The following is a 25,602-nucleotide window of genomic DNA, read 5'->3' on the forward strand; positions in this document are numbered from 1 at the left end:
ATCACCACCCTTATCTTTCTGTTGTTTTTATTCGACACCAGCAGGATTATACCTTTTCCCTTCTGTTTCAAAACAAAAACCATACCGGACAGACAGCCGCCGCAAAATTGCCGGCGTATCGTCAGTGCTGCCCACATCCACCAGCACCAACCGCACATCGGGGTGCCGACGGCACAGCCAGCGCACCAAGCCCTCCAGCTGCTCTGCTTGGTTCTGCAATATAATCTTCACCAGTGGCATTTCACCCACAGCGTTGACATTGCGATATTTCCACAATATCCACAGCACCCAGCAACCAAAGGCCGCCCCGATATAGCCCAAAATAGTCATTGTTGCATCCCCCTTTAATGCAGAATATGCGGCGGGGTTTGTGATTGTGCAAAGGGGTTTTGCCGAAACAATTGTTTTTGGGATTACAATTTTATGAACGGTGAAAACAGGAATTAAGAATTTTGAATTTTGAATTGGATTGTCTTGTCATTTTAGAATTACGTTGCCTGATTCCGGCAGTTTATGGCCTTTTGTCTTTTGCCTTTTGTAGGGGCTTGATTCATCAAGCCCGTTAACGCAACTTTTGCCCATGGTAAAACATTTTGCTCTAACAGCAAACATTACTTGTGGGCTCAATGAATTGAGCCCCTACAATAACAAGGTTAATCAAAAACATTAATTATCATTGCATCAATGGGTTTTTCAAAAGCCAAACAAACCAGCCCCAAATGGAGGCTGGTTCGTGCATAATTCATAATTCAAAATTCATAATTGCCCTTTTACAGTGCTTCTGCTTTAAGGGCTTCTGCTTTGTCGGTGCGTTCCCAGGGCAGTTTTAAATCTGGGCGGCCGAAGTGACCGTAGGCAGCCACTTGGCGGTAAATGGGTTGCCGTAGGTTTAGGTCCCGGATGATGGCGGCTGGTCTCAGATCGAAATGCTTGTTGATCAATTCCACCAGTTTGTCCTCGGACACTTTGCCGGTGCCAAAGGTATCCACCATAATAGATACCGGACGGGCCACCCCAATGGCGTAGGCCAGTTGAATTTCACAACGTTCTGCCAGGCCGGCGGCCACAATGTTTTTAGCCACATACCGGGCGGCATAGGCTGCCGAGCGGTCCACCTTGGTGGGATCTTTGCCGGAGAAGGCACCACCACCATGTCTGGCGTAACCACCGTAGGTGTCCACAATAATTTTACGGCCGGTTAAGCCGGTATCTCCGTGGGGACCACCCACAACGAACTTGCCGGTGGGATTAATCAGGTATCTAATTTTATCATCCACCAGTTCTTTAGGTAGTACCGGTAAAATTACTTTATTGATAATATCTGTGCTGATGGTTTGGTGGTCAACTTCTGGGTGATGTTGGGTGGAAACCACCACGGTATCAATGCGCACCGGCTTGCCGTCCTCATATTCAACGGTCACCTGGGTTTTGCCATCGGGGCGCAGGTAGTCCAACTCTTCACTCTTGCGAACTTCCGCCAATTTTTGTGCCATTTTGTGCGCTAAGGAAATGGGCATTGGCATCAGTTCTGGGGTTTCGTTGGTGGCATAGCCAAACATCATGCCTTGATCCCCGGCACCGGTTAAGTCCAGTTCCCGATCCCCATCGGATTGACTCCGCACCTCTAGGGCTTGGTCAACCCCTTGGGCAATATCAGGGGATTGCTCGTCAATGGCAGTTAACACCGCACAGGTATCGCCGTCAAAGCCAAATTTAGCCCGGGTATAGCCAATCTCTAAAACAGTTTTTCTTACAATCTTAGGGATGTCCACATAACAGTCAGTGGTAATCTCTCCACCCACCATCACTAAACCGGTGGTAACAAAGGTCTCGCATGCCACTCTGGCCTGGGGATCTTTGGAGAGAATATCGTCCAAAATAGCATCGGAAATTTGGTCGGCCACTTTATCTGGGTGACCCTCAGTAACTGATTCCGAAGTAAAAAGCATTCTTGCCAATGTATAAGCCTCCTTAATTAAATTGCCTTGTGCTGGTCCCATAAAAAACAAAAACCTCTCCCAAGGAGAGGTGGTTAGCTTCTCCTCATCTCTCGCCAACCATAACGGTTGCGCTGGAATTGGCACCTTAAACACAGGTTGCCGGGTTTCATTGGGCCAGTCCCTCCACCTCTCTTGATGAGATAAAATTTTCAATTTTTATTTTTTCCTGATTCGAATTATATATTAGCAAAGGTTGTTAACGTTGTCAAAATATATTTTATTTTGTAACCTGTTTTATTTTACAACCTAATCGATATCCACCAAAACGGTGTGCACCCCAAATTTAACAATGCGATCCCACGGGATGACAATGTCTTTACCGGCCCTTAACAGGCCCATTTTGCGGGACTGGGCCACAACCAAGGCGGTAATTCTGCCAGTGTTTAAATCGAAGTGCATGTCGGTGACCGCCCCCAGTTTTGAGCCATCCTTTATGTTAACGATATCCCGTTTCGTCAAATCGGTGACCTTATACATGATGTAACCCCCCTTACCCCAAAATATGCTGCTGTGTTGCAAAGGGTTACATTGGGGCAATTATGAATTAGGAATTTTGAATTACATGCATTATCGCATGCAACGCTTTTTGTAGGGGTTCGATTCATCGATCCCGCAAAACGCAACAGTTACCCATAGTAATAAAGTTGCACTCTAAAGGCAAATGTTGCTTTGGTGGGCTCAATGAATTGAGCCCCTACATTCTGCGTTAAACATTAGTTTGCTGTTTAATTCATGTTTACGCTCGTTTTAGTTTCACTAAAAACTTTTTGCCGTAGGTAAATATTAACTTGGTTTCGTCAATGCGCAGCCCGATGGCGGCTAAAATGTAGGCCAAAATACCGGCGGATATGGCCAGCGCCACTTGGATGGCTAAACCAATGGTGCCATAGCCGGCAAAGATGGCCGCGGCAAATCCGTTGACGTAGTGGGCCACCACCGCCATTAGGCCAGAGGCGGCCAACACTTGGATACCAAAGCGCACCATTTGCCGATCCCAAAGCTTTTTCACCCGGCGGGACAAAAACCACGACAACATCAGCGTGTTGGTTAAAGCGGCAATGGAGTTGGCCAGCGCTAAACCACCGTGTTGTAGTTTGCCAATTAATAGCAGGCTAAAGATTAAGTTAATCACCACGGTGATCAAAGTCAGTTTCACCGGAGTGCGGGTATCCTGCAAAGCGTAAAAGCCCCTGGTTAAAATTACATTGGCCGACTGACCCACCAAACCAATGCTAAATAACAGCAGCGCATAGGCAGTCATTGCGGTGGCGTGGGCATCAAATTCCCCCCGCTCAAATAGCAGTTGCACAATGGGGTAGCGCAACACCATTAAACCCACCCCGGCCGGAATGGACAACATCACCACCGCCCTAAAGGCCCGTTGCAACGTGGTGGCCATATCCCCAGCCTTGGGATCCACCGCCTGTTTGGTCAAAGTGGGGTAAAAGGCGGTGCCAATGGCCATCACAAACAAGCCCAGTGGCAATAAAATTAACTTATTGGCATAGTTTAATGCCGATATACTGCCTTCGGCCAAACCCGAAGCCAACATGCGGTCAATGACAATATAAATTTGGTTGATGGACACCCCTAAGGTCACCGGTAACATTAGCGACATTACCTTTTGTACTCCCGGGTCCCGCCAATCAAAACTAAACCGATATTTAAAGCCGGACCGCCAAAGTGATGGCAGTTGAAACAGCGCGGCAAAGAGCACACCCAACACCGTACCAATGGCCACCCCTTGAATACCCATCACGTTACCCAACGTCAAAGTGGACACAATGACAGTGGTATTGGCAATGACAGTGCTGAGGGCCGGAACGGCAAAAATGTTGTTGGCATTTAGCAACCCGTTAAACAGTGTGGACACACCGTTAAACACCAGCAACGGCAACATAATCCGGGTCAATTCTTCGGTTAAAGCAGCCACTTCCGGGGCCAAACCCGGGCCAATTATTTTAACCAACCAGGGCGTCCCCAACAGGCCCATGGCCACCAACACAGCGAAAGCCAAGGCGGTCAAATTGGTAACGGTGGAAAATAGCTTCCAGGCCTCATCCCGTCTGCCCTGGGATTCATATTCGCTGAAAACCGGCACCACCACGGTGGATAGCGCCAGCGCCAAAATATTCATCAACACGTAGGGAATGGTGTAAGCAACTAAATAAGCATCAGTGGCACCGGTGGCGCCAAATTGATAGGCGATCACCATATCCCGAAAAAAACCCAAGATTTTCGAGGTTAGGTTAATCACCAAAATAACAATAGCGGCTCTGGCAATAATTTTTCCTGTAGACAATTGAACAACACCTTCTGTTTCTCTTATGATTATAGTCTTGACTAACAACAGATTAGTATTCTGGATATTTTACATTTATCCTTCTGCCGCTAAAATATTTAAATAGTCAACTAGTTACAGTAAATCTAACATGCGCTGGATTACCGCCACTGCCTCGGCCCGGGTGGCCGTGCCCTGGGGGGCAAAAACATTGGCCGCCCGACCACTGATCACCCCTTTGTCCACCATATAGGCGATGGATGGTTGGGCCCAAAGGCTGATCTGATCCAAATCTCGGTATATGTCCAACGCGCGATCTTCTGAACTGTAAGGGATATGACCCCCACTGACCACTCGGGCGATCATCACCGTCATTTGTTCCCGGGTGATGGGATCGTTGGGGCCAAAGGTGTGTTCAGTATAACCCACCACCAGTCCGGCCTTAACGGCAGCCCCCACTGCCCCTTGGTACCACGCCCCGTTGGCCACATCCCTAAAGGTTTTGGCTTCTCCGGGCTCGTCCACCAATTTCAATGCCCGCACCAGCATAGAGGCAAACTGGGCCCGGGTAACCGTTTGATCCGGCCGAAAGGTGCCGTCACCAAAACCACCAATCACCTTCTGGTTAGACATGCTGGTAATTACCTGTTCTGCCCAGTGGCCCTTGGTGTCTGGATAGGCCTTGGGCTTGGCTGCCAACAGCCGTTTGGTCAACGTGGTATAGGCCAAATCATACATGGCCTCAAATTGTTCCAGTATCCGATAATCATTTTGCGGATAATAGTAGGCATCGGTTCCCGTTGGCAAATCCCCGATGGCCACATCCCGCTGCAGTTTGTTGTCCTTGACCAATTTCACTTTGGTTTCGGGATCAATCTCCAATGTCTTGTGCTCTGTTTCCAACACTGGGGCACTGGTGGCATTTTTAATGGTGCCCCGGTGGGGCACATCACCGTAGATAATGCTAAAGGGCTGGGGACTCTGGACAATTTTCGCCCCCTTGACGGTGATGGTGTAAGTACCGCTTTGGGGGTTATTGATGCGAATCACTTCCACGTTATTCTTCTTGTCACCGCCAATGGTGTTATTGCCCCAAAACACCCTGCCATCGGGATCCACCATTTGTAAATCCAAATCGTTGACCAACCCATTGGCCACCCTGGCGCGCTGGGGGTAATCGCTCCAAACCACCGTCACCGCCAATGGCGACTGGCCATCAGACTTAACTTCAAAGCTATATTTTTCACCATGCTTCATCTTGACATTATCACGATACCCGGTGGCCTCGTCTTCCAAAGCCATCACGGTAGCCTGTACATCAATCATGCCAAAGCCCTGCTTTACCCGGGGTTCTCCCGGCAGTTCCCGGGCTCCGTGGATTAAGGCCGCCTTCACCATGGCGGCCGAGGGCTGAAGCTGTTTTACTTCTTCCAAATACTGTCTCACCAAAGCAGCAGCACCGGTGGCCAATGCGGTGGCCATGCTGGTGCCGGATTGATATTGATAGAAACTTTCATCGGCGCGGGATGCCGACATAATCCAGGTTCCCGGTGCCACTAAATCTGGCTTAATTCTGCCATCGGAGGTGCCAAAGCCACTAAAGGCCGCCACCTGTTTGGGGTTATCGGAATCTTCATCAATGCCCCGGGGACTTTCGGTGGCTCCCACCGTAATGGCATTTTTCGCTGCCCCCGGTGAACTGACATAGGTGGCCCCGTTACCGGCAGATTTTAGCACCACCATGTCTCGGTGCTCCCAAACAAACTTGTCCAACGAATGGGCGGCATCATCATATTGACCAGAATTGGCGTCAAAACCCCAACTGTTGGAGTGAATCCGCACCTCATTTTCGTAGGCATCCTGCAATAACTGATACATCTCGGGCAACTTTAAACTGCCGGTATTACCGTCGTAGGTGGCTTGAAAATACAACTCTGCACCGGTGGCAATGCCTTTAAAGTGGCCGTCAGACTTTTCGCCGCTGCCCACAATGGTGGCGGCAATATGGGTGCCGTGCCCCGAAGGGTCGTCCCAACCATCATCACTGTAATTCTTTATGCCGACGATGCGATCAATTAAATCCGGGTGTATCTCCTCAAAGACCCCGGTGCCTAAGCCGTTATCCGCTACGCCCACCACTTGTCCTTTACCGGTTAAGCCAAAGGTATTTTCACCAAATTCGCCCTGCAACACCAACGGCACCCCCATGGCGGTGGCCGATAGATTGTTGGCCAGGGTAGCGTTGCTGAATACTAATGAATTTATGCTAAGAACCAATGCTGTTGTGGTAACCAAAAATTTATTTCTTAGGGAAAAATTCATTTTGCACCTCAATTAGTGGAACTTTTTCGGTATTTATTTCGTATATATATTGTACTATTGTTTTTTTCGACACTTTAAGGGTATCTCCTTTAATCTTTAACAGAAAAAAGGCACCATTGGTGCCTTTTTTTACTATTTTTGGGGTTAATTTTTGGTTAGTGACGCAAAATGAATGATTACTCGTCATAACTAACGTTGCTTAAGGGCGCGATAAATCGGCCCTACAAAAACCGTTGCATGTAATGGTCATGTGGAGCAATTTAATGTTACAATTTTAACTTTTCTTTTACTTCCTGTTGTATCTGGTTAACTTGTTCCGGGCTGCTGGCTTCAGCATAGATGCGGAACAGTGGCTCGGTGCCGGAAGGCCGGATCAACGTCCAGGAGCCATCGGCCAATAGCAACTTGGTGCCATCCACCGTGATGCGGTTGACCACCCGCTGACCATTGATGGTGTCGGGATTAAACCGTTGCAGTTCTGCCAGCACCCGGGCTTTGGCTTCCGGGGTGGTGTGCACATCCAGCCTGTTGCTATACAACTTGCCAAACTGCCCGCCGATCTGCTCCATCAACTCCGTTAAACTCTTGCGGTGATAAGCCACCATTTCCGCCGCCAACATGCCGGCCAAAATGCCATCCTTCTCGGGAATATGCCCTTTAATGGACATGCCGCCGCTCTCTTCACCGCCCATAATGGCACCCTTTACGTGCAGACATTGACCGATATATTTAAAGCCGACGGGGGTCTCCTCCACCGTTTGGCCGTAGTGCTGAGCAATTCGGTCCAACAAATGGGTGGTGGCCACCGTGCGGGCCGCTGGGCCCCGCACACCCTTTACTTCCATCAGGTGATAATACAGCATTGGCAAAAACTGGTTGGGGGCGATGTATTCTCCGTTGCGATCAATAATGCCGAAACGGTCGGCATCGCCATCCAGTGCCAACCCCAGGTCTGCCCCCACCGCCTGCATCCGCTGCTGCAGTTCTCCCAGCGATGCCATGGTGGGCTCTGGCATGCCGCCACCAAATAACGGGTCTCGATAATTGTGAATGGTTTCCACCGTTACCCCGGCCTTTGCCAAAAGCGTATCTAAATAACCAATGCCGGCGCCGTACATCGGATCCACCACTATCTTTAAACCGGCTTTGCCAATGATGTCCAAATCAACCAGTTCGGCAATATGGGCTATGTATTCATTAAAGGGATCGATTTTACAACTGGAACAGTATTCCGATCGGTGATGTTCTTCCACCAAATGGCCGTACCTACCTTCGGCCTCTTCGGTTACATTGGTGGAACAAATGGCCTGCTGCTGTTTAATATTTTCCTCAATTTGCTTGGTCACATGGGGTAACGCCGGCCCAGCATGCTGGGGAATAAACTTATAGCCGTTGTATTCCGGTGGATTGTGGCTGGCGGTCAGCATCACCGCCCCCGCTGCCCGCTGCAGTTTAATGGCATAGGCGGTCACCGGAGTGGGTGCCGCCTGAGAAATGACAAACACCGGCACGCCACACTTGTTCATTTCCTCCGCCACCTCTTCGGCAAAGCGGTCGGAGAGAAAGCGGTTGTCATAACCAATTACCAAGCCACGGTGGTTAACACCGCTATCCACCAAATATTGAGCCACCGCCCGGCTCACCAGACGCACATTGTCAAAGATAAAGTCTTGGGCAATAATGCCTCGCCACCCATCGGTGCCGAAGGCAATTTTTATCGACATTTATTGGTTCCCCCAATCATTTAATTTTATCGCTGATGTCCTGCACATAGGTTAGCTGATCCTGATATTTATCCACATAAAGATTGCCAGCACTGTCCAAACTGGCAAAAACCACATCCTTAACGTTGCTAACTCCCTGCTTGTTCAACTCCGTTAGCAACCAATCTTTAGACAAATTGTTCTGTTGCAAGTTTTGATAAATAATCTTTCCATCCACAATCAGTTCCGACGGCACCCCCTGATAATCGGTGGCGATATTGACATCCCGCGGGGTTAGTGGTTGTTTATCACTTTTCAACAGCACACTCAATTCGCCATGGGGCTCGGCCACCGCAAACTCCACATCGGCAATATTAAACACATTTTTTTCCCGCAACTGCATGGTGACGTGATCCACACTGTAGCGCATTTTAGCCATGTTTTTTTCCAACAGCTTGCCGTTATGGATCACCACCGTCGGTTCACCCTCTAATATTTTACGGGCTGTTCTGGACTTTAATGCCACATAATTTATTGCATATGTCAAACCACCAAAAATAATGATACCAATGATGTAGTAACTGACATTTTCTTTGTGATCGGTGGCCATATTGGCCGCTATCGAACCGATGGCAATGGCATTGACAAAATCGCTGACCGCCAACTGTCCCATCTGCTCTTTTCCCAGCACCCTGGTTATAATCAGCACCGCAAAAAAAGCCCCCACCGCCCGGATGGCGATCTCAAAATGAGGATTCAACTTTATCCCTCCAACATAGATTAGATATAAAGCTTAAGTTCTCCTGCTCATTAGGAATTTATTCATTTAATGGCAATAACAGTTTAATTATGTAACTAATTGGCAATAATACAGTTAGCATTATTGGGGAGGTAAAGTTCAGTGAGCAAAACCATCGTCAAGCTGGACAGCCGCAAGGATATGTACGAGGATTATCTGAAGTGGCTTAGGGATAAAAAGAAGAAGAAAACCGTTGAAAAATAGGAAGGTAATTTTAAATTATGAATTATGAATTTTGAATTAAAACCAATGTTTATAGCAAAAGTTACTTTAGCGGGCGCGATAAATCGAGATCACAAACAACGTAAAAAACCAGATAGTTCCCTACTATCAATATCCGATACCCTAGTTGTAATAACCGTTGATTATTAGGAGATTTGCCTAGCAAAGGAAAATCGGCAAGTTTTCCAATTTCATTATCAAAACGTTCAATCGTTGCCATTGCTATCTCTGGATTATCCAGTTGAATATATTCTAATATTTCAATAATATCTCTTCTTGCCGAAGGTAAATAACGCATTTCCAAAGGTTTACTCATGGTATTTTTTCCTTAGCTCAGCCATCAATTTTTGGTGGCTTGTCGTTTCTTCTCCGGCACGGCTTTCAGCCTCCGCCTCTGCTAATTTCTCATAGAGCTTTATTAGGGACTGCTGTTTTTCATAAAGAGCCATACTCATAACCACCAAGTTTCCTTCGCCATTTTTAGTGATAAATACCGGTTGTTGTTCTTGATGACAGATTTCAGATATTTTATTAAAATTATTGCGCAGATCTGATATGGGGCGAATTTTAGGCATACACACAACTCCTTATATCATAATTATTACATGTATTATATCATAATTATGATATAAAATCTTCACATAAGAAAAGGTGCTGTTGCAAAATGCATTGTCGGTTTCGCAACAGCACCTTTGGTTCGCTTAAATATTTTGTTGTTCGTTTTTAACCGTGGCTTTACCGCCAGTTACACCCACTTTGTTGGCGCCGATAATGATGATTAACGATAGGCCGGCCATCAACAATACCGCGTGGTCGGTGGTAACCAGGTTTAACACATAGGCGCTGGCACCCAACACTGCGCTGATGCCGTATATCACCAACACCGTTTGCCGATGGGATAAACCCATGGCCATTAAACGGTGATGTAAATGCTCTTTGTCCGGTTGAAAAATCCGCTTGCCATTTAAACTGCGCCGAACAATGGCAAAAAAGGTGTCCAACAGCGGAATGCCCAAAATTACAATGGGAATAAACACCGAAATGGAGGCGGCAATTTTGGTTAAGCCCATCACCGCCAATACCGCTAAACAATAACCTAAGAACATCGAACCGGTATCCCCCAAGAATATCTTGGCGGGGAAAAAGTTATAGCGCAAAAAGCCCAACACCGCACAGGCCAAAATTAAGCCCAACACTGCCACCTCGGTGTGTGTCGCCGAGCCCCCGTAAAGCTGACCCTGTTTCCAAGCCACCGCTGCAATGGTAAGTGCGGCAATCATTGAGGTACCACCGGCTAAACCATCCAAACCGTCAATTAGGTTAACCGCATTGGTTACCGATATAATCCAAAACACCGTTACCGGAATGGCCAAAATCCCTAGGCCCACAATGCCACCGGATATGGGATTGGTGACAAACTCCACTTGAATACCAAAGGGGATCACCATTAACGCTGCAACTATCTGACCAACTAGTTTTTGTTTGGGTGACAGGCCTTTAATGTCATCCACGATGCCCACCAATATAATCACCAGGCCCCCCAAAAGTAACCCAGCCAAGGCCGGGGTTAAGGGACGCACGATCAATGCCGTCACTGCAAAACTGATAAATACCGCCAAGCCACCCATCCTGGGCATCAAGCCGGTGTGTACTTTACGTTTATCAGGGACATCCATGGCGTTTACTCTGATGGCCAAGCGTTTCACCCATGGGGTAACCAGCAGTGATATTACCACTGCCAACACTGCCGCGGCACTTGCTTTAATTAACACCGTAATCCCTCCAAATAATATCTAGCACATCATATCAATTGTACTTGATAACTAGTTTCGGTGACAAAGTTGATTTTTCTACAATAATTAGTTAGTTAACATGGTACAAGCCATCACTGGGGAGATATCTTAAAATATCTTCAATTATCGATAATTAACAAGTTACTTATCCCCAATGGCAAACATTAACTCCGCTTCCGCGACAATTTTCCCGTCCACCAACGCTTTGCCTTTGCTCTTGCCGATCTTACCCCTTAATTTTATTACTTCTATTTCAAAAGTCAACTGGTCGCCAGGCATTACCTGCTGGCGGAAACGAGCCCCATCGATACCAGCAAATAACGCCAGCTTGCCCTGGTACTCCGGCAGGCTTAACAGCGCCACCGCCCCCACCTGGGCCATGGCTTCAATGATCAATACCCCGGGCATCACCGGATAACCGGGAAAATGGCCCTGAAAGAACGGTTCATTGATGGTGATATTTTTAATACCCACCGACCTCTTGCCCGGTTCCACCTCCACTATTTTATCCACCAGCAAAAAGGGATAGCGATGTGGCAATACCTCCATAATTTCGTTAATATTCATTTAATAACCCTCCGTATTTTGGTGTTTATTCAATATTATCCCCAAAATTCAGTTCCAACACTCTACTGGCGTTATTGGTTAGCGTCATGGTCAATAGCAAACTGTCATCTGGCAAATATTGTCCATACCAAACGTTCATCACTGGCAAGTGCTTGACCGCCTCTGCCCAACTATAGATGGCCAGTGTTTTACCCTGCTGATCCACCACCAGCAACTGATCCCTTTGCCGATCCACAATGACGGTGTTGTCATTGTCCAACCGGGTGGCTGACTTGGGCTTTTGCAAACCAGTGCGATAATCCCAAGCCACCTCGCCTTCGGGGGTCACTTCAAACACCCGACCGCCGTTGATGCCCTCATCCACCACCAATGTGTTGCCGTTGGCCAGGCGGTTGGCCTGCACTGGATTACTCAGTTGAGCCAAATCTCCCAGCGGGCCGGGCTTGCCGTTGCCGTACCGCCACACCACCGCCTTGCCTTTGTTTAATTCTCTAATTTCAAAGGGCAGCGTTACCAAAGTGTGGCTGTTGTCCAACCGCTGGGCATACCGAGGAGATTCCGCCAGTGACTTTAAATTGTACTGCCAAACTATGTTGCCCTGTTTATTTACTTCCACCACCCGGGGCGGGTTGGGATAACCGGGGGTGCCGGAATCGGCAATTAAAGTGTTGCCGTTGGTCAGCCGGATGGCACTGTTGGCCATCACATTGGGGTAGCTCCAAACCTCTTCCCCCTCGGGGCTGATTTCAAACACCCCGGGATTATGCTCCCCCACCCGACAAACCAGGTAATTACCGTTTTCCAGCCGCTGCACATAGCGCGGGTGGTTGGTGGTTTCCGATTGTAGCACTTCGATCCTTTCCTCCACCACCGGGGCTACTACCGGCACCGCTACCGGTTCCTCTACTGTTTCTGCGGTCGTTTCTTCTGTTGGTTCACCTATTGGCGGTGCTTCCGTTACCGATTGCTCTGTGGTTTCCACCACTGTTATTTCCTCGGCCACCGGTATCACTTCGGTTACTGGGCTGTCCGCTGCTTGGGCCGGCCCCACGCCCCAAGGCCCCCAAATTAGCATTGTCGAAATACCCAAGGCCTTTAGGCTAGATTTAATTAGTTGCATTGGCTTCAGCCTCCCCTCGGTTGTCTATATAGACAGTTTTGGTATCGGCCTCCCACTTTACGTTGGCACCCATGGCTTCCCCCACAAATCTCAAAGGCACCATGGTGCGCCCATCCACCACTTTGGCGGGCACATCCAGCACCAACACTTGGTCATTTATCATCGCTTCCCGTTGATCAATGGTTAACGTGATGGTGGCGGTGTTGCTTTTGGCGGTCACCACGCCATCCACATATTCCACCTCGGCCCCCAGCGTTTCAAAGATTTTGCGCAACGGCACCAACGTGCGGCCGTTGTCCAAAACCGGCGGCACGTCAAACCACAGACGCTCGCCATTCATGTAGACCGGAATTTGATACAGCACCAAAATGGCATTGCTCAGCCCTCGCTCTTTACCGTCGGAGGGTTTGTTAACAATTTTGCCACCGACAATCATTTCACTGGAGCCACCGCCATCCAAATTGATGGCCTTTACCGCCCCTAAATCAACCATGATATAAGATAACTCTTCCCAGGTTACCCCGGCGCTGTAATCCGCCTGGCGACCATCGATTACCACCATAATGATATTGCCGTTTTCCTTTATCCCCACTGCGGTGCGGGGGTTGGTTTTTAAAATATTGCCGGTGAAACCTTCGTTGGCACCGTTAAATACCGGCATTCCGTCCTCCACCAGCAGCGGACCGGCGGTGAGCAGGTGGTGGAGTTGCTGCCAGTCACCCTCGAAGAATTGGCCGATGGTCACTTTATCCCCGGCGCTGACCTGGTCCGCCAATGGGGCCTTATCACCCCACAGCGCAATTACATAGCCCCGGTCCGGAATGGGGGTGTAACCAATGCTGCCCCGGGCCACATTTTGCACCACAAAGTTCTCATCTATGACAATTTCTACGCCACTGGAGATGGCCTGGGGCGTGGTGGTTCCCCACTCTTTAGTGTAAACCCCCACCGCATTCTCTATCGGCCACCAGTTTAAACGATCAACTAATAAGCGTTCACTGGCATTGGGCAGATGCACCGCCATCACTGGATTAATGTAGCCGATCTGGGCACTGCCGTTTTTGCTGATCCCCAGTGAGGTGCGCAGCATGTCCGATTTGGTTAAGGTTTGGCCGTCGATAATGACGCTGCCGATGGGGTAACCACTGCCATCAAAATAGCCCCCGTTAATGGCCGCCACCGCGCCATGACGCTGGGCCAAACTGCTTAATGTTTCAAAGCCCCGCACAGTGTCATTGCCCAGCACCGGCCTAATTTCCAACAGCTGCTGTTTGGGGTTGATTTCCAACACATAACCCTGCAGCGGCTTGCCATCCACGTTTTTGGTTTCAAAGGTGGAGTATTTTACCCCCGGCGCAATGTCTTGGGCCGCCTCCATAATGCCCGGAGCGATGGCGGTGAGCCCCAATATCAGCAGGGCAGTTATTATTTTGTTTACAATTTTCATTTGCCCAGTCCTCCCTGTGGTTGTCGTCTGTCCAAGTAAATTATGTCGTTCGGGCTACATGTATATGAATGTCCGTAACCTGTTTTGTTTAGGGGCTTGATTCATCAAGCCCACCTAAGCAACGTTGAGCCTTTGACCAACATGTTTCTCCATCCGTTATAGGTTGCCTTTTGTGGGTTCGATAAATCGAACCCCTACATTTGCATGCCATGATGATGGCATTGGTGGTTGTGGTTAATCGCGCACCGTGGCCAACGCCAAGCGGGCGGTGCTGAGGGCGCTGGCTTTTAAATGAGCCACCCTTTGCTCCAAATCTTGCCGCTGTTGTGGTAGATTGTTGGCCACCAGCTCCAGTTGCGGCAAAATGTTGATCTGCTGGTCGGTGACGTGGCCGGCGGGCACAGAGCCCAACTGTTGCATAAAACGATCTATCTTGGGGTCGTAAGAAACCCCCACCAGCGGTACCCCCGCCGCTGCCGCCATAATGATGGCGTGCAACCGCATGCCCACCATCAACTGACATTGGCTGATGATACCCATAAATTCGGTGACGGTATAATTCTCCTTCACCAGATACCGGGCTGACGAACGTTCCATGATATTGGCCACCCGACAACAGGCTTCTTGGTCGTCGGGGTAATGCAACGGCAAAAACAGCACCTGCCAGCCCATACCAATAAAGTGATCGGCACAGCGGGCCAGTTCCTGCTCTAAAGTTGCCGTCCGATCCTGCCAGTTGCGGATGGAAATGCCTAATATCGGCTTATCCGCTGCCATGCCCAAGTCCTGCAAAATTTTTTGGCCCCACTGCCGATGCTGGTCCGTTATCTTGATGCCTAAAACCGGGTCGGTGGTGACCGTTATGGGGGGCTTAGTGACCCCCATGGCCAGCAAATCCTCTTTGGAGGCCTCATCCCTGACGGTGATGGCCTGCACCCGGTTAACCACCTGCCGCATCATTCTGCGGCCCCAACTGCTGTTCACCGGGCCAATGCCCTGGGCGTAGAAGAACACCGGCTTGTCTAAACTGCGGGCCAGCGCAATCACACCCAAATAATAGCCTAAACTCTTTAATCCAGTGACGTCCTGTAGCAAACTGCCGCCACCGCTAATCAACAAATCGGCGTTCCGCAACGTCGCCGTTACTTCCTTAAACTGCCAACGGTTCACCGCTGCCACATTATATAATTGCTTGGTTCGGTCCGGGTTGTGGGATAACACGGTAATCTCAATCTCCGGCTGGCTATCCCTTAGGGCCTGGATGATGCTGTACAATATGGCTTCATCGCCAATATTGTCAAAGCCGTAATAACCCGACAACACCACTTTAGCCATTATAGATACCTCCGCACCTGTTTTTCTAACAGTCGATAGGCTACGATTGCCGCCACCCCAATCAATAGGCCAATCCATAGGCCATGGCCAAATCTAATCAGCGATACCACCAGTGGGGTATGGATGTGGGCAAAGGTGTTCACCAACGACACCTGACCGATAATCCCCAACACCAACAGCGGAATAAACCAGTTATTGCGATAACCAAAGTACAATAGCGCCAGCATGGCCGGGTGTCCCAACAGAAATTCCTTAGTGCGGGGACGCACACCCAGCAGGTTGTCCAATGCTGTCCGCACCGTTAATTCCAACGACGAAACCGTCGGCCCCTCATTGCCGGTGCGCATCACATAGATGGCCACCGCCACCAGCAGCAATCCGGCCACCGCCGCCATACTGACCACGATGGGTTTGTTCAACAAATCCGCCAGCCGCTCTTTAATACTGTTGCCGGTGCTGGCCAAATAAACGAAATAGACCACCCCAATGCCCAGCGGCACCACATGGGCCAGTTTAATGCCCACAAATTGATCCAACTTCAGCATAAAGCCCACATCGGCCAGCAGTCCCACCATCAGCAGCGCCCCAATTAGCGAGAATAGCGACATTTGCACCAGCCGCAACACCGCTTTGGATAACGGCAACCCTTGCTGTTTAGTAAAGGTCAACACCGACAGCGTGGGAAAGATAATTACCGAAGCCAACGCCATCAGCTTGCGGCCAAAGTCCGGCATTAGGTACAACAATCCGGCCCAAGCCACCAGTGACGCCACCCCGATGATGGTCAGCCACTTGCCAAAGCCCAGCCGGTTCAATAACAGCAGGCCACCGCCAATGACCCCCACACCCACCAACAGCACCACCGCTTTGGATACCGGGTTGGGTGGAAATTTGCTGGCCACTCCCAGGGACAAGCCTTCCTTTTGTAGTTCGGCCTGCAGGTCATCAAGAAAGGCTCCATAATAGGTCAGCGGGTCTTCCCCACCGGTGGACACCAACGGCCGCACCAAAATGGCCCGGTGATTTCTTTCGGCCGCTGCCAAACTAAAGCGGTCAATCACCTCGGTTTTGCTGGGGTTGTTTTTAGATATCTCGTCGCTGCCAATGGTATGTAAACGCACCACCTGTTTATCCAGCAACACCGCCAACTTATTGATGCCACTTTGGGGGAAAAATTCAATGGTGGCGGTGGCACCGGTGGGTGTCTCCCGAATATGCTGGGCCACTTCGGGCAACAAGTCTTCAGTCACCCCGGGAATAACCCCGTCATTAAAGAAAGTGGCGGTTAAGTTAGGAATCCTTTTAATAGGTGCAAAGACCGTTTCTAAGCCCTGAACGGTCACCTTGGGCCAAGTGCGCACTTGCACCATGGTATTTAAACCCGCCTGCTCCACCAACTGTAGCTTGTCCTGGGGAAACCCGATGCCGATGTCCTGTAATTGACTATACGTAAGCACCGTTTCAATTAGGTAGGTTTCCCCCAAATCTGTATAGGTTTTATAGTGGGGAATCTTCACCGATAGTTGGCTGGCCACCCGCTCAAAGGTCTGTTTATCGGTAAAGATTAAATAGGTGTTCTCCGACTTAATGCTATTATTTTCGATCAACTGCGCCAGCCAAGGGTTGGCGCCAAAAACATTGCTCTGCACCATCAATTGGGAACCGCTTAACACCGTGCCATAGCCATAGCCCTCGATATCGGCCACCGTTTGTTCTTTAAACAAAACGGTGGTTAAGCCATGCTGCTTTAAAGTTTGCAACGTGGCCAATTCTGATGGACCGTTCATCCCTTTAATATCGTTATAGTCCATCAGTAACTCCACTTGCTTATAATCCTTTTCCAGTTGATAGCGATCCCAAAAGGCCAAGTGCCCGGCAGCCAGCACCCCAATGGCAATCATGGCCACTAGCATGGCGCATAAAATTTTCCTATTCACTTTGTATCCCCCAATTTAAATTGCCCAACAATATGCCTAATTATATTACAACAGCTCTAAATCTTCAAATAAGTGGTAAATTACCATATAGGCGGCCCCGTAGGTGATGATGCCGTCATGATCTTCAATGTTGTCCTGCAACTTAGCATCCCGCAAAATCTTTAAAGAATAACCGTATTCATCAAAAATATCTTCCACATCGTCCTCGGTCAATCGCTTTGCCTGATCTTCCCTATCGTAGTCCAGATCCAAATCATCCGGTACGTCGGCCTGATAAATGGTGGTCATTTTATCCAAAATGTTGGTGAACTCACCCAGTGTGATGGGGCTATCTAAATAATAATTATTGGTATATTCCCCCCGGGCTAAACCGTGCTTGCGCACCAACTTTAATCCCTCGTAGGACCAGTGGTTCTTTTCCTTTACTTTGCTGCTGAAGTCAAAGGGCTCCAGTTCCATGCCTTGACGGTTTAGTGTGTCCTGCAGCTCTTTAATTAGCTCTGGGTCTTTGCTCATTTCCCGGAAGGTAATATCTTCATCAATGCTGATGGCCGCTGCCGCGCCGGCTGCTTGGCCGGTGGCCATGCCGGTGGGAATTACCCGGGCACTGCCGTGGGCCAGCGAATCAAAGCTGGCGGAACGGCCCACCACCAACAGATTATCCACCTTCAGCGGCACAATGCAGCGGAAGGGAATGGCGTACTGGGTGGGTTTACCCAACACATAACCCTTTGTACCTTCACCGGTGGCCTGTACATCCACAGGGTAGGAGCCAAAGCCGATGCGGTCGTCAAAATCTCTATTTTCCAACACATCATCAACCGTTAGTCGATATTCACCGTAAATATGTCTGGATTCCCGAATATAAAGCTCCGAAGCCACCCCGGCCAAAAAGGCGTTTTCTAAGCCCGGGATATTTTCGTTAAGATACTCCACAATGTGGGGCAGTTCCTGTCTGGCCAGCTCAATGGCCTCGGCCTTGGAAGCAGCCGAAAGCGGGTTCACATTATAAACATGTAAAGCATTGATTAAAATGCTGTTGTCGTTCTGCCGGCCAATGTTTAAGCCCCGCATGCCCACTCGCGGATTAGTTGATTGATAACCTTCCATTTCGATACCAAATCCCCAGGCACTGACATTGTTGGCCCCGGTGTTGGGGTCCGGATCGGTATTTAATGTCCTTTTAATGGTTTCCCAATCCTCATCGGTTAACCCTTCCAATCTAAACACCAAAGTAACAGCCATGTTTTGGTCTGGAAAACCATAGTCCTCATGGGCCAAGCTATAGGGCACCCCGGCCGCCGCTGCCAAATCGGCGTCTTGGGTGGCATCAATGATGCGCTCACCGCTATAGGTTACCGTTTGGCCGGAGGCCTTTCTAACCTTGACGCCGGTCACCACCGTGTTGCCCTTTTCGCCGGTGACAACGGGGGTGATTTGTTTGGCACCGAGCTCAAAATCGATGTTGTCATGCTGTTCCAACATGCTGTTAAACACATTTTGGGCAGTGGTCACATCAAAGGAATCCCCTTCAATTTGGTTGTAAAACTCTGTAAAAATGCCCTTGTTTAAATGATCATGCTTGGGACCATAGGGGTTGTACTTATAGTTCATATCAATGGTGTTGAGCCAACCCCGGGTCATTAAGCCGCCCACGGTGGGTCTGGTATCCACCAACAGTGTGTCCAAACCATTTCTCGCTCCAGAAATGGCCGCCGCAATACCTTCGGGGTCACTGCCCACCACAATTAAGTCATAACTGTCCTCTGTTTCGGCCGCATCGGCCCCCTGGGTGTCATTTAAAGTGACGGCAAAACAAAACACCACCATCACCATCGCCAGCCACCAGCGTTTCCACAACTTACTGCTTGTCATCAATCAATTCTCCTTTTTCAATAAAACTTTTTAATATCATATAAGCGGTACCATTGGTTACCTGACCGTTATTGTTTTCAAGCTGCTGGAGCAGCTGTTGGTCTAATATTCCTTGTTCCATGATAAATTGATAGGCCTGATCTTTGGTTAAATTTTGACCGAGATATCGGGCCAGCATATAACAGATGTCTTTAATGGTTAATTGGTTGCCCTCAGTATAAAGCTGGGGCGGTTCAACCTCTTTGGTCCAGGCCAGCTTGGTGACCCAAGACAGCAGGTTGATAAACTTTTGCTCGCTCATTTCTTCATCCAACCGGTAATTGTTATCATAACCGCCATACACCAACCCATAACTGCGCACAAACTTTAAGCCAGGGTAGGCCCAGTGTTCCGTTTCCGGCGCTTTAAATGCAAAGGGTTTAATTACCATCCCCTGTTGATTTAAGCGTTGCCGCAATTCATCTACGTATTGGCTGTTGGCACTTAATTCCCTCAGGGTAATTTTTTCTTCCAAACTTAAAGCCGCTGCCGCCCCGGCCGCCTGTCCGGTGGCCATCCCCACCGGTATCACCCGGGCACTGCCGTGGGCTAAAGAATCAAAGCTGGCCGCCCGGCCCACCACCATCAGGCCGTCAACCCGCTGGGGAATTAAACAGCGCAACGGAATGCCATATTGCTGGGGTACCCCCACAATGGCCCCTTTAAAATTCTGGTCCACCGCTTGAATATCGATGGGGTAGGAGCCGTAGGCAATGGCATCGGCAAAGTCTCGGTTCTCCAACACATCGTCCACCGTCAACCGATACTCACCCTCAATGTGGCGGGATTCCCGCACATACAGTTCTGGAGCCACCGCCACCAACTCAGCGTGATCAAAGCCCGGGATGTTTTCTCTGATAAACTCCACAATGTGGGGCAATTCCTGCTCCGCTAAGCTGTAGGCCTCGGCCACCTGGGCTTTGTCCAACGGATTAATATCATACACATGCAGCGCATTGACCAACACGGTGCCGTCCCTTTGGCGGCCGATGTTTAGGCCCCGAATGCCCACCCGATCATTGCTGGGCTGATATTTGGCCATTACATCCCCAAAGCCCCAGGCGCTGACGGTGTTAATACCGGCGTGGGCAGTGCCAAATATCCTTTCACCGGCTAAATTGATGCCCAATTTAACCCAGTCCAGCCGCGAAATGCCCTGCAACTGAAAGACCGGTGTCACCGCCATATTTCTACCTTGATAACCCATGTCCTGTTGGCCCAGGGTATAGGGCACCCCGGCCAGCGCCGCCAGATCGCCATCTTGGGTGGCATCGATGACCACCGGGGCGGTAAATTGCTGGCTGCCATCCTTTGCAGTTACCTTGACCCCGGTGACGGTGTTAACATCATCACCTTGGGTCACCAACGGTTTAATCTGCTGCACACCCAATAACACCTCAATGTTGGGTTCCCTTTCCACCAACTGATTAAAGGCCGTTAGGGCGGTGCTAACATCAAAGGAGTCCCCCTCCACCTGTTCAAAAAACTCCAGAAAGATCCCTTGGTTTAAAATCTCACCGTCGGGATGGTAGTTCATATCAATGGTATTTAACCAACCCCGGGTCATCAACCCCCCCAGCACCGGCCGAGTGTCCACCAGCAGTGTAGATAAGCCGTTTCTGGCCCCGGACACCGCAGCGGCAATCCCCTCGGGGTCACTGCCCACCACAATTAAATCGTAGTGCTGCCGTTGGGCAGTCGGTGCATCCGGCGGCTGGGGCGTAAAAAATTTAGGTTCCGGTCTGTCCGCCAGATAAAACAAACCAAAACCCACCGCAATCAATATTACAGCCAATATTATGTATCGTTTCTTCATATGCTCTCCTGTTTAGTAAATTTACCCTTTAACCTATGCTAAATGATGGCTAGTTATACTTAACCGATCCACTTCCTTTGTACATCACAATGATGTCAGTAGTAGCCTTTAGGCCCCGACCATCGTCCTTGGGGATAATTAGCAAATGGTTGGCCGGTACAGCTTGGCCATCGACCACGTTGCCCCCCACCGTGATGTCCAATATACCACTTTTAGATGGATCAATAACGGTGGCTTTACCGGACCGCAGCACCATTTCGGTACCACTGCCCCCCTTAAAAACACCACCGGCGTCAATTTCCTCAATCAGCCACTGGCCGCCACTCTGGCTACCTTGGCCCAATTGGCCTTTAACATAATCCTCCACAAAGCTGCGGGTCACCAGCGGATCAGCATTGCTGCCCGGCGTACCGGCATTGGCCCACAGCATCCCAGCAAAGGCAACTAACAGCAATATAGTCAAACCAAACACACTTATTTTCTTTTTCATCAGCGCCCACCCCCGCTCATCTATTATGACGTTTCAAACCTACTATTTGTTTCGACATCTTCAAAAAAATACCTGCAATTTTCCCGAGGGGGACACTAAACCCTTTTTGAAATCCCAGGGCATAAAAAAACACCCTTTGCAGGTGTCCTAAAGTAAATCTTGGTATTTTTGCTTACCATATAAAACACGCATGACAACTAGTTGTTTTTCTTGTTCATCCACCAAATAAAGAGCAATGTAGCTGTCGATTATTAATTTTCGGTAACCTTTCTTCTTTAAAAATTCATCAGCCACATAGCTACCTGAAAACGGAAAGTCCCTTAACCTCAGGATGCTTGTCTCTATTCTTGCCAAAATATTGCCAGCCGCTCCTTCGGCGTATAGCTCATTAGAGATATAGCCATTTCAAAACAGGGGACGGTTCTTTGTTTGGAGGGACAAGGGGACAGGTTTGGTGTCCCAGTTGCTACCCCTAACGCACACGGGCAATAACGCTTTTTGATATGCCTGTTATTCTAGATAACTGCCTTATCGTCACACCCTCCAGCTCTTTAAGCTGTATCAACAGTTCGTCTCTTTTGGCTTTTTCCATTTGCTGCAATGTGCTAATATTGGTAATCCCTAATGTATCCAGATATTGCCTAAGCTCATCATCGGACAATTTTACTTTTTGTTCATCATCCAAGCATTGATCTTCATTTTCTTCGTTCATATATGTTGTGAACAACGCCAGCGCCTTTTCCCTGTCCCGGGAAAATAAATTAAGACCATAATCAGTGTTCACTAGCTTTGCCCTATCAAGATACTCTTTATAACTGGTCCATTTACTTGTGGATACACTATTGGCCAGGCCAGCTTTTATGGGGTTTTGGTGGATATATCTTAAAACTGTCAAAAAATAAGCATCATCTTCTACACTTTCGCTTTTAAATCTCTCTTGAAATAAATGCCCACAGCGTTCGTATTTATAATTATACCAATGTACGTAACTGGAACAGATTCTCTGCATTGCTAACGAAACAGATTCTCTGGCCTCGTTAATTAGTAAATGTAGATGGTTACCCATTAAACAGTAACCATAGATTTGGTATTCACTTACCTTTTGATACCTCTTTAACGTCCCTAAAAAACTTATCCGGTCTTCGTCATCTTCAAAAATGGTTTGTCTATTAATTCCGCGCAACATGATATGGTATATGCCGCTACTACTCTTTTCCCGGGGTTTCCTTGGCATATAATCACCTCGCATGCGTAATTTTTATACCTTATTCTGCTTAACACTATGCTTTCCTGCTATTCTTCGAGGGAAAATGCCAATGGGTGGGACAGGAAACCTGTCCCTGTGTCCCAACAGATAGATAAAACGTTGGATTTATCTTGAGTGGATTATTCATAGATGTTACGAAGTTGCTTTTAATTGTTTCAACAGCTTCCTTATCGATGCCAGCAATAGCACCATTATCTTTGACCCCTAAAAATATGTGCCCGTCATTTCTGTTTAAAAATGCGCATACGGACTCAAACACATCTTTATTTAGCTTTGTCTTGCTTCTTGAATTCAACAGTTAAACTTTCTCCACCGCTGATAATCTCCTTAATCTTTTTTATATTCATATAAATCAACTTCCTCTAAACTTTATTTTCTTCATTTCAGATGATAGCCGATTTACAGCCTGTTTAACAATGTCTATTTCCATATTATACCATGGTAATTTATTGTTTGTATTATTTATTTATGTTCATCAATCTATATCAATGAAAATGAACTTCCCCCTGTTAAGTAGACAGTGTAAAAAATAATAACACCAATCATCTACTTATGGTTGGTGTCATTTTTATGCTGCTAAACCAGGGTATGGACAGGTTTTGCGTCCCATCTCAAGTGCCTTGTCCTTATGTCCCACATAACTGTCTAAGTTTCCTATTCACCGTCTCAATGTCAAACTCTTTATATCCCTGTCCTTTTGCCCAGTTGATCATATGCTCATGTTCGGGATGTTCTTTATTAGCTATAATTTTCAAAAACTCTTGATACCCATGCTCTCCACCCACATCTTCAGGTGGCGTGTTCCCCTCACCTTCAAGACAAACAGCGTAATTTTTATCGTAATCATCAATAACTATTTCAACTTCGATATAGTGTTGCCAGTTATCCCCAAAATCGTAATTGTATTTTATTTTAGCCGGAATGTATTCTGAGAGTTTTATGCCGGTTTCCAACTGCATCGGCACATCATTATCATAGCCAAAGGCCGCCTCGTCACAGACTAGATTAACAATTGGCTTGTACCCTTCTTTGTGATATCCAGAATGGTTGATAGATAACCCCTTGACCTGTCTTTCATTACTGTAAATATAAAATTCGTGAAGATGATAACTCTTCCACCCAAAGGCTGCCTGTAAAACCTTATGTAATCTGTTAAATACTAGATTAACCGGAACCACCAATCTCCGCCACACACGATGTTTTTCAAGATCAAGCATTGCTTTAACGACCACCGCTTTGGTGCTAAAAATCTGTCCGCCAAAATATGTCTCAAGGTCTTTGTACAATTCCTCATTAGGTTTTATATATTTATTCTTCCCGTCGCCCACTAAATTACGGCTGATCTCCCTACTGATGGCACTTTGGTTAATGGATTTATTATCTATCAAATCATCATAATAATTTATAATGTCACATACCTTATTCATTCTAGCAACAGACGTTCTATTCTTTGTTTTGGTGTAGGTTATTTCTTTAGCGTTATAGATATATCGCTCTATAACCTCCTCCCGAATACACTCCTCTTGGAAGGTTTTACGAATAGCTATAACTACAAGTTCGTCCAACCTCTTAAAATCCTTTACTTGTAGCCCATAAAGGACAATAGGATATCGATTTTTATCATTCACAAGCACAATAGTTTTTCTACGATTTATTGTTAACAAATTTGCATGCCAAGAAAAGAGAGGATCTTCCTCTGAGTGTTCTTCAGGCTTTATTTTAAGTTGATCTAAAAGTTTCTTTGTGCATTGTATTCGCATAAATTGAATCTCCCTGTTATGATGGGACAAGAAACCTGTCCCTGTGTCTCTGTCCGGTTCTTTGTTCTACGTTCTATAGATTCTATTTACAGTAAATCCGGTTAATCTGGACAGCTGTCTTAATGAACTTCCCTCTAATTCCTTTATATATTTTAAAACTTCTATCTGAGTTCTAGAATCTTCATTTTGTAGTGAAGCTAATTCTATATTATATTTATTTAACACCAACTGCCTTATTTCTTTGTCGGAAATGGTTTTCCTTACCGGCGTTATTTCTAGGCATTTATCGTCATTTGCCGCCATATTAAACTCTTTAAACCTTTTGGCCGTTTCCCTATCTTCTGCAAACATTGCCAGGGTAAAATCAACATTAACAATCTCTGCTTTTATTATATACTCTTTATAGCTGCTCCATTTATATGCTTCTATATTATTGACCAAACCCGCCTTTAACGGATTTTGATGGATGTATCTTAATACTGTTAGAAAATAGCTATCATCTTCAACGGGTTCACTTTTATATCTGTCCTGAAACAAATGCCCTTTTCTATTGTACTGCCAATTGTACCAGTACACATAGCTTGCTCCTATACGCCTCATAGTATTTGACAGTGCTTCATTTCCTTCCTTTATCAGCAAGTGAATGTGATTACCCATCAAGCAGTAAGCATATATTTCATAATTAATTTCTTTTTGATATCTGGCAAGTGTATCAATAAATTTTTCATTATCCTCATCATCTACAAATATGTTTTGCTGATTTATACCCCTTATCATTACATGGTATATGTTAGTCTTACTTTTCTTTCTTGCCACCCTTGGCATAAAA

The 25,602-nt window shown here is 47.6% G+C and carries 23 protein-coding genes and 1 riboswitch; all 23 genes read right to left on the bottom strand.

The features are described 5' to 3' along the window. Window positions 1-27: 27 nt before the first annotated feature. The 23 genes from V6C27_01730 to V6C27_01840 all read right to left on the bottom strand — a co-directional run bounded on the left by V6C27_01730 (window position 28) and on the right by V6C27_01840 (window position 25,598). Entirely contained in the window at window positions 28-330 is a 303-nt protein-coding gene (locus V6C27_01730; GenBank protein ID MEG6615147.1) for a hypothetical protein, read from the bottom strand. 440 nt (window positions 331-770) lie between these two features. Continuing rightward, window positions 771-1,958, bottom strand: coding sequence for a methionine adenosyltransferase (gene metK / locus V6C27_01735; GenBank protein MEG6615148.1), 1,188 nt, complete (start codon window positions 1,956-1,958; stop codon window positions 771-773). Window positions 1,959-2,040: 82 nt separating this feature from the next. After that, a riboswitch (SAM riboswitch) is annotated at window positions 2,041-2,142 on the bottom strand. 104 nt (window positions 2,143-2,246) lie between these two features. Then, window positions 2,247-2,477: a YlmC/YmxH family sporulation protein gene (locus V6C27_01740; protein MEG6615149.1), complete on the bottom strand. Its 231-nt coding sequence runs from the start codon at window positions 2,475-2,477 to the stop codon at window positions 2,247-2,249. Between the two features lie 259 nt (window positions 2,478-2,736). Further along, entirely contained in the window at window positions 2,737-4,302 is a 1,566-nt protein-coding gene (murJ, locus tag V6C27_01745) for a murein biosynthesis integral membrane protein MurJ (GenBank protein MEG6615150.1), read from the bottom strand. A gap of 114 nt (window positions 4,303-4,416) precedes the next feature. Continuing rightward, window positions 4,417-6,603 (bottom strand): S8 family serine peptidase, encoded by a 2,187-nt coding sequence (locus V6C27_01750; protein MEG6615151.1) that lies wholly within the window; start codon window positions 6,601-6,603, stop codon window positions 4,417-4,419. A gap of 266 nt (window positions 6,604-6,869) precedes the next feature. Next, entirely contained in the window at window positions 6,870-8,327 is a 1,458-nt protein-coding gene (locus V6C27_01755; GenBank protein ID MEG6615152.1) for a phosphoglucomutase/phosphomannomutase family protein, read from the bottom strand. A 16-nt stretch (window positions 8,328-8,343) separates the two neighbouring features. Then, window positions 8,344-9,066, bottom strand: coding sequence for a DUF421 domain-containing protein (locus V6C27_01760; GenBank protein MEG6615153.1), 723 nt, complete (start codon window positions 9,064-9,066; stop codon window positions 8,344-8,346). Between the two features lie 304 nt (window positions 9,067-9,370). Beyond that, window positions 9,371-9,643, bottom strand: a complete 273-nt coding sequence (locus tag V6C27_01765) for a type II toxin-antitoxin system RelE/ParE family toxin (protein ID MEG6615154.1) — start codon at window positions 9,641-9,643, stop codon at window positions 9,371-9,373. Continuing rightward, the gene (locus V6C27_01770) at window positions 9,636-9,902 is read right to left on the bottom strand and encodes a type II toxin-antitoxin system Phd/YefM family antitoxin (GenBank protein MEG6615155.1); all 267 of its coding nucleotides are present in this window, start codon (window positions 9,900-9,902) and stop codon (window positions 9,636-9,638) included. The genes V6C27_01765 and V6C27_01770 overlap by 8 nt, the downstream gene beginning before the upstream one ends. Before the next feature lie 126 nt (window positions 9,903-10,028). Beyond that, window positions 10,029-11,099, bottom strand: a complete 1,071-nt coding sequence (locus V6C27_01775; GenBank protein MEG6615156.1) for an MraY family glycosyltransferase — start codon at window positions 11,097-11,099, stop codon at window positions 10,029-10,031. A 162-nt stretch (window positions 11,100-11,261) separates the two neighbouring features. Beyond that, complete coding sequence (fabZ, locus tag V6C27_01780) at window positions 11,262-11,687, bottom strand: 3-hydroxyacyl-ACP dehydratase FabZ (protein ID MEG6615157.1); 426 nt, start codon at window positions 11,685-11,687, stop codon at window positions 11,262-11,264. A 25-nt stretch (window positions 11,688-11,712) separates the two neighbouring features. Beyond that, window positions 11,713-12,807, bottom strand: a complete 1,095-nt coding sequence (locus V6C27_01785) for a PQQ-binding-like beta-propeller repeat protein (protein ID MEG6615158.1) — start codon at window positions 12,805-12,807, stop codon at window positions 11,713-11,715. Further along, window positions 12,794-14,254: a phosphodiester glycosidase family protein gene (locus V6C27_01790; GenBank protein MEG6615159.1), complete on the bottom strand. Its 1,461-nt coding sequence runs from the start codon at window positions 14,252-14,254 to the stop codon at window positions 12,794-12,796. The genes V6C27_01785 and V6C27_01790 overlap by 14 nt, the downstream gene beginning before the upstream one ends. Window positions 14,255-14,488: 234 nt before the next feature. After that, window positions 14,489-15,589, bottom strand: a complete 1,101-nt coding sequence (gene csaB, locus V6C27_01795) for a polysaccharide pyruvyl transferase CsaB (protein MEG6615160.1) — start codon at window positions 15,587-15,589, stop codon at window positions 14,489-14,491. Continuing rightward, window positions 15,589-17,526 (bottom strand): DUF5693 family protein, encoded by a 1,938-nt coding sequence (locus V6C27_01800; protein ID MEG6615161.1) that lies wholly within the window; start codon window positions 17,524-17,526, stop codon window positions 15,589-15,591. Before V6C27_01800 ends, csaB begins: the two co-directional genes overlap by 1 nt. A 45-nt stretch (window positions 17,527-17,571) precedes the next feature. Next, the gene (locus V6C27_01805) at window positions 17,572-19,401 is read right to left on the bottom strand and encodes an FAD-dependent oxidoreductase (protein MEG6615162.1); all 1,830 of its coding nucleotides are present in this window, start codon (window positions 19,399-19,401) and stop codon (window positions 17,572-17,574) included. Next, window positions 19,388-21,256, bottom strand: coding sequence for an FAD-dependent oxidoreductase (locus tag V6C27_01810; protein ID MEG6615163.1), 1,869 nt, complete (start codon window positions 21,254-21,256; stop codon window positions 19,388-19,390). Before V6C27_01810 ends, V6C27_01805 begins: the two co-directional genes overlap by 14 nt. Window positions 21,257-21,305: 49 nt before the next feature. Continuing rightward, complete coding sequence (locus V6C27_01815) at window positions 21,306-21,746, bottom strand: hypothetical protein (GenBank protein MEG6615164.1); 441 nt, start codon at window positions 21,744-21,746, stop codon at window positions 21,306-21,308. 147 nt (window positions 21,747-21,893) lie between these two features. Continuing rightward, entirely contained in the window at window positions 21,894-22,142 is a 249-nt protein-coding gene (locus V6C27_01820; GenBank protein MEG6615165.1) for a type II toxin-antitoxin system RelE/ParE family toxin, read from the bottom strand. 76 nt (window positions 22,143-22,218) lie between these two features. Beyond that, window positions 22,219-22,980, bottom strand: a complete 762-nt coding sequence (locus tag V6C27_01825; GenBank protein MEG6615166.1) for a transposase — start codon at window positions 22,978-22,980, stop codon at window positions 22,219-22,221. A gap of 46 nt (window positions 22,981-23,026) precedes the next feature. Next, the gene (locus V6C27_01830) at window positions 23,027-23,272 is read right to left on the bottom strand and encodes an ATP-binding protein (protein ID MEG6615167.1); all 246 of its coding nucleotides are present in this window, start codon (window positions 23,270-23,272) and stop codon (window positions 23,027-23,029) included. A gap of 367 nt (window positions 23,273-23,639) precedes the next feature. Then, a complete protein-coding gene (locus V6C27_01835) occupies window positions 23,640-24,578 on the bottom strand; it encodes a plasmid pRiA4b ORF-3 family protein (protein MEG6615168.1) in 939 nt (312 codons plus the stop codon). Between the two features lie 261 nt (window positions 24,579-24,839). Then, entirely contained in the window at window positions 24,840-25,598 is a 759-nt protein-coding gene (locus V6C27_01840) for a transposase (GenBank protein ID MEG6615169.1), read from the bottom strand. Window positions 25,599-25,602 lie beyond the last annotated feature (4 nt).

Source organism: Peptococcaceae bacterium 1198_IL3148, from assembly GCA_036763105.1.
In the GTDB taxonomy this organism is placed as follows: domain Bacteria; phylum Bacillota; class Desulfotomaculia; order Desulfotomaculales; family Desulfohalotomaculaceae; genus JBAIYS01.

What these genes read in the sequence shown, in the direction of transcription:
- V6C27_01730 (MEG6615147.1), bottom strand. Translation starts at nt 330, where the DNA reads ATGACTATTTTGGGCTATATCGGGGCGGCCTTTGGTTGCTGGGTGCTG.
- V6C27_01740 (MEG6615149.1), bottom strand. Translation starts at nt 2,477, where the DNA reads ATGTATAAGGTCACCGATTTGACGAAACGGGATATCGTTAACATAAAG.
- V6C27_01750 (MEG6615151.1), bottom strand. Translation starts at nt 6,603, where the DNA reads ATGAATTTTTCCCTAAGAAATAAATTTTTGGTTACCACAACAGCATTG.
- V6C27_01755 (MEG6615152.1), bottom strand. Translation starts at nt 8,327, where the DNA reads ATGTCGATAAAAATTGCCTTCGGCACCGATGGGTGGCGAGGCATTATT.
- V6C27_01765 (MEG6615154.1), bottom strand. Translation starts at nt 9,643, where the DNA reads ATGAGTAAACCTTTGGAAATGCGTTATTTACCTTCGGCAAGAAGAGAT.
- V6C27_01770 (MEG6615155.1), bottom strand. Translation starts at nt 9,902, where the DNA reads ATGCCTAAAATTCGCCCCATATCAGATCTGCGCAATAATTTTAATAAA.
- fabZ (MEG6615157.1), bottom strand. Translation starts at nt 11,687, where the DNA reads ATGAATATTAACGAAATTATGGAGGTATTGCCACATCGCTATCCCTTT.
- V6C27_01785 (MEG6615158.1), bottom strand. Translation starts at nt 12,807, where the DNA reads ATGCAACTAATTAAATCTAGCCTAAAGGCCTTGGGTATTTCGACAATG.
- V6C27_01790 (MEG6615159.1), bottom strand. Translation starts at nt 14,254, where the DNA reads ATGAAAATTGTAAACAAAATAATAACTGCCCTGCTGATATTGGGGCTC.
- csaB (MEG6615160.1), bottom strand. Translation starts at nt 15,589, where the DNA reads ATGGCTAAAGTGGTGTTGTCGGGTTATTACGGCTTTGACAATATTGGC.
- V6C27_01805 (MEG6615162.1), bottom strand. Translation starts at nt 19,401, where the DNA reads ATGACAAGCAGTAAGTTGTGGAAACGCTGGTGGCTGGCGATGGTGATG.
- V6C27_01810 (MEG6615163.1), bottom strand. Translation starts at nt 21,256, where the DNA reads ATGAAGAAACGATACATAATATTGGCTGTAATATTGATTGCGGTGGGT.
- V6C27_01815 (MEG6615164.1), bottom strand. Translation starts at nt 21,746, where the DNA reads ATGAAAAAGAAAATAAGTGTGTTTGGTTTGACTATATTGCTGTTAGTT.
- V6C27_01825 (MEG6615166.1), bottom strand. Translation starts at nt 22,980, where the DNA reads ATGCCAAGGAAACCCCGGGAAAAGAGTAGTAGCGGCATATACCATATC.
- V6C27_01840 (MEG6615169.1), bottom strand. Translation starts at nt 25,598, where the DNA reads ATGCCAAGGGTGGCAAGAAAGAAAAGTAAGACTAACATATACCATGTA.